This is a genomic window from Dyadobacter fanqingshengii, assembly GCF_023822005.2.
GTDB lineage: Bacteria > Bacteroidota > Bacteroidia > Cytophagales > Spirosomataceae > Dyadobacter > Dyadobacter fanqingshengii.
The window spans coordinates 5,088,827-5,100,904 of sequence record NZ_CP098806.1 but is presented as its reverse complement, the minus strand read 5'-3'; the positions used below and the strand labels follow the sequence as shown (position 1 = coordinate 5,100,904).

The window sequence follows — 12,078 nt, the reverse complement described above, 5'->3', positions numbered from 1 at the left end:
GTGGTGGCACCTCGTTTCTGGCAAATCTTAATCAAATCCTACTCTTTAATCCTAACCGCGGTTGCATCAAACATGCCGCTCATTACGGAGCCTTTTAAATGGTCGTCATCCACTTTTGTCAGATCCAGCGAAACTTCCGTTCCCTGTGCTTCAAAATAAATGGTCATTTTGTTTCCTTCCTCAATGATGTTGGAGATGGGCAGGGCGTCCGGATTCTTGCCTGTCGGATCTTTTAGTTCGCCGGTCAGTTTGCCCTCTTTTCTAGTGAGTTCTGTGACCAACTTCGAATCTCCGTCTGGCGTACCCACAACAAGAATTTCCCATTTACCCAAGAATAGATCGTTAGGTGTTGTGGTAGGTGTTGCGGCTTGCGAAAAGCCTTTAACGGCAATTCCTAAGAATAAAACTACAATGGCGATACAGATCCTTTTCATTGCATAAATTGATTTAAAGTGAGAATGATTGGTTTTATTGATTTTCAACAAGTTTGAATTCCGCTCCAAGAACCACCATGAGTGAATGCCCGTCCGCTTTTGGATTGGTAAAGACCAGATACAGATCATGCAATTTGCCGTCAGGCTTATCAGAAAACTTGATGGGAACACTGAGCAGGTTTGGCTTAAAATCCAGCTTGTCGGTCGGTTCCAGAAATTCCGACGACCCTACTACCGGACCTGTTGGGCTGTCGAGCCGAACTTCTACTTTCCCGCCAACAGCATTCAGCTGAGGTTTTGGTGCAATGGCCTGTAATTGCAGTTCCGAAATTCCATTCAAATCCGTTTGTTTCAGCACAACGTAGGCACCGGATTTGGAAGCAATGGCCAGGTTCATTCCGCCATTTGAAATTTTCATCATGTCTTCGTAGACGTCAAAGCTGTGCATATCGACCTTCGCATTTTTCAAGACAAGCGTTTTTTCCGATTTCAGTGATGGCAATCCGCTGGCACCGCCGTCTTCATATGCTGCCCGGACAATGTACACGCCCTTACCTTTATCGCCGGTTGGCACTTTGGCCACATAGCTGCCTTTCACCGGCATTGATTTTTCCTTTGGCTTTTCATTGGTAACATTCAGAATGTACTTGACCATTTCGGATGCATCAGCCGCCGATAACTGCGGATGCGCCGCCATAGCCGTTTCACCCCAAACGCCCCCTCCCCCGGCGATCACTTTCTTCGTCAGTCGTTCAACGGCGGAATTATCGCCTTTGTACTTTGCCGAAACCTCGCGATAAGCCGGCCCGATCGACTTTTTATCCACACTATGACATGCTTTGCAATCGCTCGCTTCAATCAGTTTTTTACCTGGGGCAAAAGCCGCACTTGCGTCCGCGGAACGATGCCCCTGGGCAATGGCAATCTTGTCAAAACCCTCGGCCAGATAATCGATATTCACCGCAACACGCTCTGCATCAATGCCTTTTTCCAAGGTTCCATCTTCCCTGTCTGAAACTTTGACGTCGTAATTAAAAGGCTTGTTAGCCGAATAGAACGACTTGTTGCCCATTGGCATATTGAGGCTCAACACAGGCGGCTCATTCCCCACTGTAATGTCCATCGACTGCGTGTTGACGCCACCTTTGCCATCATTAACCGTCAAAGTTGCTTTGTAAATCCCAAGTTTTGAAAGTGTTATATTTGCCTCGGGCGTGTTGATCAGCTTTGTAAAACCATTTTTAGAAGTAATTTTCCAGGAATAGGTCAGCACATCATTATCGGCATCAACAGTGCCCTTCGCATCCAATTTCAATGCAAGCGGCGCTGCACCTCCCATTTTGTTAGCAGCCATCTGAATCTGCGGCTTGCGGTTGCCACCGTTGTATTCGATGCGGATCAAACGCGCATCGTCGTTGGCGGAAAACCATCCGGTTCCGTATTCCAGCATATACAAATCGCCGTTTTCAGCAAATTCCATATCCATTGGATTTGAGAATTTGTAGCTGGGCATAAACCGTTCCATCGCAGCAAAATTGCCTTCCTTATCCATGGTGACAGACATGATCCAGCCGCGCATCCAGTCGTAAGTGAGCAGTTTGCCATTATAATAAGCCGGGAATGCGTTGGTTGCTGGCTGAAATGCATCTGAGTAAAAAACAGGCCCTGCCATCGCATTTCTCCCGCCGCTTCCGGTTAAAGGAAACTCTTTCGACGCGCCGTAAGGATACCAGATAAATGCCTTTTGAGCCGGTGGAAGCACTTTCAACCCCGTGTTATTGGGAGAGTTATTTGTAGGAGCAGCTACGTCCCACAGTTCCGAGGACTTGTTTGCGGTGAAATCAAATTTGTTATATGCCTTATTGTCCCCTACAAAATGCGGCCAGCCAAAATTGCCAGCTTTACGCGCCTGACCTACCTCATCGTGCCCCGCAGGCCCTCTGCTCGAATCCGGCTTTGCTGCATCCGGGCCAACCTCACCCCAATATACGTAATTTGTCTTCTGATCAATAGAGATCCGGAATGGGTTTCTGTGGCCCATTGTGAAAATTTCCGGGCGCGTTTGTGGTGTGCCTTTTGCAAAAAGATTGCCTTCCGGAATGGTATATGACCCGTCCGGCTGTGGTTTAATCCGAATGATCTTGCCACGAAGGTCATTTGTGTTGGCAGAGGATTTTTGCGCATCCCATGCCGATCTGCCCTCCCGCTCGTCACTCGGGCTGTAACCGCTCGAGCCGTGCGGATTGGTGTTATCGCCTGTTGATAAATACAGATTACCCGCTTTGTCCCAGGCAATTGAACCGCCCGTATGACAGCATTCTTCACGCTGCGTCTCTACTTCCAACAACACCTTTTTTGATTCAAGATCCAGCTGATCACCTTTCATTTCAAACCTTGCAAGCACATTCTTTGGCGCTTCGGGAATGGAATAATATAAGTAGATCCAGTGGTTTTGCGCAAAATTCGGGTCTTTGTTTAAGCCTAAAAGTCCGTCTTCACCTGTTGACTCTTTGCCTTCCTTGTTTTTGTACTTTGTACTGACAGGAATGGTGGCAATGTTTTTCAACTCTTTGGTTTTAACATTATAAAGCCGGACTTCGCCTTTACGCTGAATGAATAGGATACGATCTTTATCTAGCACGCTCAGCTCCATTGGTTCATCCAGCTTTTCTTCCAGAATAACTTTGGTAAACCGGTTCTCTTCGGGCCTCGATTTGGAGAAATCAACTGCTTTTGGCGCATCACCACCTGCTGTATATTTGATGCCGGCATAAAGATGGTTCAAAAAGAGAGGGTCCGAGAATGTCTCGTCTGTATGCCCCATTGCAGTATAAAAGGAACGGCCTCCGTCAAATTCCTGATACCAGGCCATCGGGTGAAAATCAGGGTTTTTACCTCCTATGTAGCTCTTTTCGTCAATTTTAAGAACGACCTTGATCTTGGGTGAAATGTCTTTGAAGCTGTAAAATTCATCCGTTTTCTCAAACTCATCTGGCATGCCTTGTGTAGCCCAATGATTTTTTTCGGTCACTATAAATTTTCCTTTCTGCACATTGCTGGGTGTCATCGGATGATCCAGAAAATAAGCACCTGCCAATTGCCCGTACCAAGGCCATTCATATTCCGTATCCGTAGCCGCGTGAATGCCGGTGTAACCTCCACCCGCCTGAATGTACCGCTCAAATGCGACTTGCTGCTCGTTAGTCAGCACATCGCCAGTGGTGTTCAGGAATACAACCGTATTATATTTTTTCAGATTAGGCTCGTTGAACTGGCCGGCATCTTCTGTAAAGCTGACACCAAAACCTTTTTCCTTCGCCATCTTCGACAAGGCCGTTTTGCCAGCAGCAATGGATTCGTGCCGGAAAGAGGCCGTTTTACTGAAAACCAATACGTTAACCTTAGCATTTTGCGCATCAGCGGTTTGTAAAACCATGCAAAAACTCAAAGTGAGCACCTGCAATAGTAGAAATTTAACTTTCATCCGATATCCTGGTTTTTGATTAAGTGAAACAAAGCTATAATTAATTTATTTATTGTCTAAAAATTAGACAATAAATATTTTTCTATTTTACATTTGTATTTTACCATATCCTAAACCTACATGATGCGTAATCCCAGTGAACAGAATTACATTCAACAGCTGTCCATCGACTGTGTGATATTCGGTTACCACGACAAACAGTTGAAAGTATTAGTGCCTAAGCTCAATTTTAACGGCGATTTCTGGGCATTACCAGGTGGGTTCGTTTCGCAGGATGAAGACATTGACGCGGCTGCAAACCGCATACTTCAACAGCGAACGGGCATCAGCGAAATATATCTCGACCAGTTTTACATTTTTGGTAAAGCCGCCAGAAACAGCCTCCTATTCATAAACAAGCTTATTAAGCTTAATCCTGAGCTCCTTAGTGAAAACGGGCAGCATGGGAAGGAATTCGACTGGTTTACAAGGAGATTTGTTTCCATTGGCTATTACGCACTCGTGGATCTGAACCAGGTCGTTCCCGAAAAAACGGATCTTGACTCGTCAATCGGCTGGTATAACATTAAAGAACTGCCTGACATGATCATTGACCACAATGAAATCGTAGAAAAGGCATTAGCTGCACTGCGGTTCAATCTCGATGAAAAGCTGATCGCCTTTAACCTCCTGCCCGAAACATTTACCATGAAAGACGTGCAGGAGCTTTACGAAACCATCTACGACAAGCCTTTTGCCAGAAACAATTTTCAGAAGAAGATCCTGGATTTGAATGTGCTGGAACGTTTGGAAAAGAAGTTTACCGGAGCAGCCAACAAGGCGCCGTATTTGTATCGTAGGAAGGGTTAGTGCATAAAAATAGCCGTGATAATTGTCACGGCTATTTTGGCAAAGTATAGTCTTAATTTTAAACTCCCAAGCTCCAACCGTCCCGATAGTTGCGGCGGACGAATTGGTTCACCTCGTCGAAGTTGGTCACCTTCATATTTTGAGCATCCCAAAGCATTTTCATATTGCTTCCCGGATACGTAAAACCTTTTCCATCCTCTCTCGCCTTTGGCATATCTGCACCGCGGATTGCCAGGTTGGCCCCCAGGATCGCTTCGGTCAATGGGCCTGCCAGCTCGAATGGTGAGCTTAACTCCATTTTCCCATAACCTGCGATACAGCCTTCTACCCATTGCGCATAGTGGCCATCGGCGCTTCCTGGTACGCGGGCGAATTTTTGTTTTACTTTCACTTCCTCCATTTTGCTCAATGGCAGCAAGCGAGGATTAGCAGCATATTCGCTGGCCATCATCTTGCCTTTTGAACCCACAAACAAAATACCGCTGTTGCCGTCTCCGAACAATTCATTCGGCCCGAGCTCTTCAGGGCGTTCCGGTTTGATGCCGCCATCCATCCAGTGCATGGTTACCGGGCCTTTGGTTTTGGCTGTTTTGGGGAAAGTTAAGGTTGCGTGGCTTGATGGTGGGCAGCTGTCCGGGAAAACGCCTCTTTTGCCAAATGCTGTAAAAACACTGCCTACACTGGCCTGCATATCAGTTGCATATTTCAAGCCAAGGACGCGGAATGGGGCTTCCATCAAGTGGCAACCCAAATCGCCCAATGCGCCTGTTCCATAATCCCACCATCCTCTCCAGCTTCCGGGGATCAGATTGTCTACGTAATCTTTTTTAGGAGCGGTTCCCAGCCAGAGATCCCAATCGAGTTCTTTGGGAACTGCCGGTTTTTCCGATGGCCAGGGAATGCCTTGTGGCCAGATCGGCCGGTTGGTCCAGATATAAACGGTGTCTACATCGCCAATAATGCCTGCGTCATACCATTCGTGCAATGTTCTTACGCCGTCGCCGGATGAACCCTGGTTGCCCATTTGGGTCACCACTTTATATTTCGCGGCTGCTTCGGTCAGTTTTCTTGCTTCGTAAATGTCGTGCGTCATTGGTTTTTGCACATACACGTGCTTGCCCAGCTGCATGGCGGCCATGGCTACCACCGCGTGCGTATGGTCTGGTGTTGAAACAGAAACCGCATCAAAGTTTTTGGATTCCTTTTCAAACATTTCGCGGAAATCCTTATAATATTTTGCTTTGGGATAATTGGCAATGCTCGTTGCAGCGCGGCGGTCGTCCACATCGCACAGATAAGCAATGTCTGCTTTCCCGCTTTTTGCAAAATTGGCAAGATCCGATGTGCCTTTGCCACCTACTCCGACACCGGCCACAATCAATTTATCACTGGGAGCTGTAAAGCCTTTTCCACCCAGCACGTGCCTTGGGACAATCATAAAACCGGCTGCGGTCACACCTGCCGCTTTGACAAAGTCTCTCCTGGAAGAGCTTGACTTTTCACTTGTTGTACTCTTCTTTTCCATCTGGGTTTTGGTTTAGTGCTTTTGCTAGCAGAAAATTCAGTGTTTATTCAACATTCTTCACACACCTATTATTTTGTTAAGCAGGTTATTTTCATAATTTACTCAAAATAATCCGGCCGTTTCCTGCTGCAATCATTCTACTCCAAAACGGTCCGTTAAGACCATTGGATAATCAAATAATAAACTGACCCGCGATCAGGCTTTTTAATTCATTCAATTCTTCCTTTCTCCTCATCCGATGCATTGTTATTGTGCCGGCGTTTGCGCGCGAAGGTTTCTTTGCCAAAACGATAGGTCATTGCGAAACTGATACGCTGGGTGTCCGATTCACTGGTTTGAAAATATTCCGATTGTTTGAGGCTTAATGATCGGTTATTATAAATCCAGGAATGAAAGATATCGTCGAATGCAACGCGCAGGCTACCTTTCCCTTTCCAGATCTTTTTCTGAACGGCACCATTCACCCGGTACATTCCTTTGGTTAATGTCTGTCCGTTCATGTCACGACTGGCGTAATAACCGCCCAGCTCAGCATTCCAACTTGGGCTGATCGTGAAGTAATTGTTTATTTCCAGGCGCAGAATGTTCACATCAAAATGCAGGTTTTCAGTATAAACCCGGCCATTCATACCAATTTTAGAAAGACGCGCAGTATAATTTAAATACCACCATTTGGTAGGAGAAGTGGACACGGTTGTGTTTAGCAATAGCATAAATCCGCCTGCAATATTCTTAGGCCTCGTTGTAAAAATGTCATTAACCGCCTCCGTAGTCTGGAAAATGAGGTCCGAAAATGTGTTGTAACTCAAACCCATGTTCAGGAACTGCTTATGCTGAAATTTAAGCTCTATCCGGCTCTGATATTGCGGGTTAAGCATCGGGTTTCCTGATGTGTACGAATACTGGTCGCGGTAAAAAACGAAAGGATTAAGCAGCTGATAGTTCGGGCGGGTGATCCGTCTCACGGCCATTAAGCCCAATGTGTTTTTGCCCAGCGTATCCAATTTATAACTTATGTACGCGCTCGGGAATAGTCCGGTATAGTTTTTGGTAAAACTACTCCCGCGAACTTCGTCATTCCCCAGCTGATTGCCTCTGACCAATGTATTTTCAGCGCGTAAGCCTATTTGAACACCCAGTCGTTTCCACGATTTCTGGCTATTTAAATACACAGCATTGATATTTTCATGGTATTTAAAATGATTGGATTGCCTGTTATCAATCGTTTCCTCAGCGCCCCTCACATTGTAAAATTTGTTCAGGTTATCATTGTCCACGATGCTGGATTTGAAACCCGCTTCAATTCTCGCTTTGTTTTTCAGTGGATGTACATAGTCCGCTTTGGCTGTGTAAATGTCGATGCCGGCCGGGATGACGTAACGGAACGTTTCCTGTCCGATTAACGCCCCTTCCGGCGCGTAAGTGAAGTTCTGCAAAGCCTGGTTTCCATTGGAGTTATAATTCAAATAGTTAATGTCCGCTGAAAGCTCTTTGCCTTTACTATCAAATTTATGCTGCAAATTGAAGTTGAAACCCAAGTTTGTCCGGGTGTCTTTGGCACGCGTATCGCCTTCTCCGGTGCGTTCCAGCCTATTTTTTGCATCAAAATCATTGCTTTCATAATTAAACACACCATTTCTCCTTCCCTTATTTACATTGAAGATGAAACCGTACACCGTCTTTGCGGTTGCCGCATAATCCATCCCGATATTGGCGTTGAAACCCCGGTCTTTGTAAACTAAATTATTTTGCAGATCAACCGTCGAGATCAATGCGCCGCCTTCACTGAAAAAGCGTCTGTCGAAATGGTCTTCGCGATAATTTTTCTCTTCATTATAGCCCAGGTTTGCAAACAGGTTCAGTTTTTTGTGATTGTAATTTAAGTTAACCGCATCATTGTTCCGGGCGTATCTGCCAAGCGAAGCACCCAGGGAAACGCTGCCTGTAAGTCCTCCTATCCTGTTCTTTTTCAGCCTGATATTAATGATTGCATTGCCCGACGCGTCGTACTTCGCAGATGGATTGTCAATAAGCTCGATCTTGTCCAGGTTGCCCCCCGGTAAAGATTTCAGATAAGCCGCAAGATCCTGCCCGGATAAGTAAGTGTTTTTCCCGTCGATCAGCACCAACACACCGCTACGGCCATTGAGGCTGATCTCACCGTTGCTGTTGATGGAAATGCCCGGCGTTTTTTCCAAAACTTCCAAAGTATTGCTGGCGGCCGCGCTGATCATTGATTCTACATTGACAACGGTTTTATCAATTTCCTGGACAATCAGCGGCTTCTTTTTCGTAATGATCACCTCATTCAAATTGATATCTTTGGCCTTTTCCGGCGCTTTTTCGGCTGGCGGGTTTTGGGTTGCAGGCGTTTGGGCCATTGCAGGCATTGTAAGCAATGTGATAAACAAGAGCAAGCTGGACGTTTTCATCTTTTCTGGTTTTATGGCTAAATCAATTTGAATGGGTCAAATATTGGCGAAGCATAAACCGGACGGAAACACGCTTGTCGGACAAGCACTTTTTACTGATAGAACCCATTTTTGACAGGTCAAACCAATTCGACCAAACGAACGGGCATTTCGTCACGAGCCAGGCAGTGTATGACCCGAATAGTTCTTTAAATTGAAGCGGTTAAGCACATTTGCGGCACATAAAATGGATAAAAAACGGAGTGAGCCATGAAGCAGTTAGCTGAACATCAACTTGTGCAATTTGTGCGCACTAACATTTACTATTTGTTGGCGGCGATCGCGGCTGGGCCTATTTGGCTGGCTGCTGATGCTTTTGCAAATGCAGTCGGGACAAATAATGATGAAGCTGTGGCGGCTGCGGCAACGGCTTGCCTTATTATTTGCATCTTCATGGGCAGGCATTTCGGGCAATTGTGGGCTTCGAAATACAAAACGATCTCCAACGAAGTGCTTATTACGCTCTCTGTTATCACATTTGGCAGTATCGTATTCCTGTTTGTGCACGCCGAATATCTCAACGAAGACTACGGCCCGCTGAATTTGCTTTTATACTGGGTCCCTTTTTTGCTGAGTGGCTTAGCATTGGGAATGCTCATTAAGCTGGCGCGTAGTGTTACGCAAAACCAGTTAAAAGAGGCGCGGGCGGCGGCGGAGCACAACAAAAGTGAGCTCCATTTGCTCCAATCACAGCTGAGTCCGCATTTTTTGTTTAATACATTGAATAATTTATACGGCTTGTCGCTCACGCAGCATGAGCGCATTCCACCGCTGCTTTTGAAGCTTTCGGACCTACTCAGATATTCTGTTTATGAAGCCAATGAGGTGTTTGTTCCGCTAAAAGACGAGCTCATCTACATTCATAATTACATTGAATTCGAAAAGATCCGGATTGGCGACAGGCTCGTCCTGACAACAAATTTTGAGGAAATTACCAGTTCGGACATGAAGATCGCCCCTATGCTACTAATCGTTTTTATTGAAAATGCATTCAAGCATTCGAAAAATACGGCTGACGAAAAGATCTACATTTCCATTGAATTAAAAACATGGGAAGATTTGATCCTTTTCTCTATTAGGAACTCCCATGATAAGCGCGAAAAAAAGATATCTGTTGTGGAAAAGCACAGCGGATTCGGGCTTGCAAGCGTAAATAAGCGACTGGAATTGCTTTATCCCCATGAACATGAACTCGCTATCAAAAACGAAGAGACTGTTTATCAGGTTGTTTTGAGGTTAAAAACCAGGTAAAATGTATTCTTAGGAAATCAATTCATGCAAAAATTCAATTGCCTCATTGTTGACGACGAACCCATTGCGCGGGATATCCTGAAAACCTATTGCGGGCATCTGGACAATCTGGAAGTGGTGGGCTTATGCGGCAATGCATTGCAGGCGAAAGCGGTTATGCAGCAGCAAAAAGTGGATATCCTGTTTCTGGACATTAATATGCCGGTTATGGACGGGATCGCATTCCTGAAAACGCTTAAAAAACCACCGGAAGTCATTTTTACAACCGCTTATAAAGAGCACGCCGTAGATGCTTTCGACTTAGCGGCTTGTGATTATTTACTCAAACCATTTTCGCTGGAACGCTTCATCATTGCCGTGGATAAGGCGCTGGAACATTTGCAGGAGCCGCCCAGGCCGGCCGCAGAGGCGTATCATGATAAAACAACCGATTATATTTTCATCAAAGCCGGCGACAAGATTTACAAAATTCAACACGACGAGCTGCTATATGCCGAAGCCAATGGAAATTATACCAAAATCGTCACGGCCCAACATACACTTTTGCCAGCCATGACCTTTTCGAGCTTTGAAGAGCTTATGCCGGCAACATTGTTTCCCCGCATTCACCGTTCTTTCATCATTAATAAGGCCAAAATCAGCCATATTGAAGGAAATCGCGTGTTTATCAACGGAACAGAAATCCCGATAGGACAAAATTACCGGGAGGGTTTTTTAAAGAGCATCGGGCTGTGATTTGTAAGAATGGCCAAGCCTGCAAGCAAAATGTTTTTATAGCGCAATGGCCGCATGCTCAGACGGAATATTCGGGCTTCCAGATCTGCACAGTTTCCGTATCCGCCGCTGCATTGCCCATATGGATCGCTATGGAGCCGTCACGGCCGGTTTCGACGTTGGAAATGGGTCGTTTTTTGTCCTTAATGCATGCTATAAAATCCTGCAACGCGTAAACCGTCGGTTCGAGACTTTCCTCGCCGGGTTTTCCATAAGCCACTTCCACGCCTTTTCCCTGCGTGGTCACGGCCAATGTTGCGCCTGTAACGCCGTCCACGGTCCCTTTGGCATTGTTGGTGGATTCAGCGTAGATGTAGGCTTTGTCACGCAGGATTTCCACGGTTGCCTTATCACCTAAAATCCTGATACTGTAACCATTATAAGCATTGGAAAGCACGGATGTGACGCTGGCTTTCACGCCGCCTGGATAATCGTAAATAGTTCTGATGTTATCGTAAGTATCGCGGCCATCTTTCCAATAATTAATGCTACCGAGACCAACCACTTTCGTTGGATGGCTGTCTACCAGATAATTTACCACATCAATTTCATGCGCGCAAAGCTCCGAAAGCGGGCCGCCGCAATATTCGCGATACATTCTCCAGTTGATCTGACGCTCCATTTTCGGATCTTTTACCGGAAAACGCCAGTTGGAATTGCGGTTATACTGACATTCAAAATGCGTGATTTTCCCCAGCCAGTTTTCCTTTATAATTTCCTTCACCCGGTGATACAAACCATAATAGCGATACTGATAGCCAATTTGAAAAACCAGTTTCGAATCCCGCACCTTTTTGACCAGATCAATCGCCTGCGGAATGTCGTAAGTCATTGATTTTTCCAGATAAATGTGCTTTCCAGCTTGTATGGCGGCAACAGCCATGGGATAATGCAAATAAAGTGGCGTGGCAATGATCACCGCGTCCAGGGTTTTGTCTTCAAGCAACTTGCGATAATCGGAGTAACCTTTGGCTCCTTTTTCTGCCAGGCTCAACCCTTTCTGCAGGTTTTCAGGAATGGTGTCGCAGCATGCAACGAGCGCGATTTCGGGCATTTCCCTGATCAATGTGCATAAGCCAGCTCCCCGCGAACCTGTTCCTATAATGCCCAGACGAATTTTATCCGCAGCTTTTGGTCGCGCTGCGAAAAGCGGATTGGCGATGACCGACAAGCCTGCTGCTGCGGTTAATCCTGTTGAAATAAATTGTCTGCGGGAAGTGGATGGAGCTGCCATAGTTGAAACATTTTGGTTACGGGCACGTGCCCGTAAATGTAAACAATTTTTGCGAT

General features: G+C 45.9%; 8 protein-coding genes. 3 read left to right on the top strand and 5 right to left on the bottom strand.

All coding sequences use genetic code 11. From position 1 onward, the window contains the following. Window positions 1–38: 38 nt before the first annotated feature. A complete protein-coding gene (locus NFI81_RS21375; RefSeq protein WP_234615103.1) occupies window positions 39–434 on the bottom strand; it encodes a hypothetical protein in 396 nt (131 codons plus the stop codon). A gap of 34 nt (window positions 435–468) precedes the next feature. Then, window positions 469–3,918 (bottom strand): ThuA domain-containing protein, encoded by a 3,450-nt coding sequence (locus tag NFI81_RS21370; RefSeq protein ID WP_445438742.1) that lies wholly within the window; start codon window positions 3,916–3,918, stop codon window positions 469–471. Window positions 3,919–4,041: 123 nt separating this feature from the next. On the opposite strand from NFI81_RS21370, the gene NFI81_RS21365 reads away from it, so the two are divergent. Further along, a complete protein-coding gene (locus tag NFI81_RS21365) occupies window positions 4,042–4,767 on the top strand; it encodes an NUDIX hydrolase (RefSeq protein ID WP_234615366.1) in 726 nt (241 codons plus the stop codon). Between the two features lie 58 nt (window positions 4,768–4,825). On the opposite strand, the gene NFI81_RS21360 is transcribed toward NFI81_RS21365, so the two are convergent. Further along, window positions 4,826–6,292, bottom strand: a complete 1,467-nt coding sequence (locus tag NFI81_RS21360; RefSeq protein ID WP_234615104.1) for a Gfo/Idh/MocA family protein — start codon at window positions 6,290–6,292, stop codon at window positions 4,826–4,828. 209 nt (window positions 6,293–6,501) lie between these two features. Continuing rightward, window positions 6,502–8,724, bottom strand: coding sequence for an outer membrane beta-barrel protein (locus NFI81_RS21355; protein ID WP_234615105.1), 2,223 nt, complete (start codon window positions 8,722–8,724; stop codon window positions 6,502–6,504). 249 nt (window positions 8,725–8,973) lie between these two features. Between NFI81_RS21355 and NFI81_RS21350 the strand changes: the two genes are divergently transcribed. Continuing rightward, window positions 8,974–10,014: a sensor histidine kinase gene (locus NFI81_RS21350; RefSeq protein WP_234615106.1), complete on the top strand. Its 1,041-nt coding sequence runs from the start codon at window positions 8,974–8,976 to the stop codon at window positions 10,012–10,014. Between the two features lie 24 nt (window positions 10,015–10,038). Then, the gene (locus NFI81_RS21345) at window positions 10,039–10,749 is read left to right on the top strand and encodes a LytR/AlgR family response regulator transcription factor (RefSeq protein ID WP_234615107.1); all 711 of its coding nucleotides are present in this window, start codon (window positions 10,039–10,041) and stop codon (window positions 10,747–10,749) included. A gap of 58 nt (window positions 10,750–10,807) precedes the next feature. On the opposite strand, the gene NFI81_RS21340 is transcribed toward NFI81_RS21345, so the two are convergent. Next, window positions 10,808–12,022, bottom strand: a complete 1,215-nt coding sequence (locus NFI81_RS21340; protein WP_234615108.1) for a Gfo/Idh/MocA family protein — start codon at window positions 12,020–12,022, stop codon at window positions 10,808–10,810. Window positions 12,023–12,078: the final 56 nt, after the last annotated feature.

Coding starts and splice junctions, on each gene's coding strand:
- NFI81_RS21360 (WP_234615104.1), bottom strand. CDS start 6,292: ATGGAAAAGAAGAGTACAACAAGTGAAAAGTCAAGCTCTTCCAGGAGA.
- NFI81_RS21370 (WP_445438742.1), bottom strand. CDS start 3,918: ATGAAAGTTAAATTTCTACTATTGCAGGTGCTCACTTTGAGTTTTTGC.
- NFI81_RS21350 (WP_234615106.1), top strand. CDS start 8,974: ATGAAGCAGTTAGCTGAACATCAACTTGTGCAATTTGTGCGCACTAAC.
- NFI81_RS21375 (WP_234615103.1), bottom strand. CDS start 434: ATGAAAAGGATCTGTATCGCCATTGTAGTTTTATTCTTAGGAATTGCC.
- NFI81_RS21355 (WP_234615105.1), bottom strand. CDS start 8,724: ATGAAAACGTCCAGCTTGCTCTTGTTTATCACATTGCTTACAATGCCT.
- NFI81_RS21365 (WP_234615366.1), top strand. CDS start 4,042: ATGCGTAATCCCAGTGAACAGAATTACATTCAACAGCTGTCCATCGAC.
- NFI81_RS21340 (WP_234615108.1), bottom strand. CDS start 12,022: ATGGCAGCTCCATCCACTTCCCGCAGACAATTTATTTCAACAGGATTA.
- NFI81_RS21345 (WP_234615107.1), top strand. CDS start 10,039: ATGCAAAAATTCAATTGCCTCATTGTTGACGACGAACCCATTGCGCGG.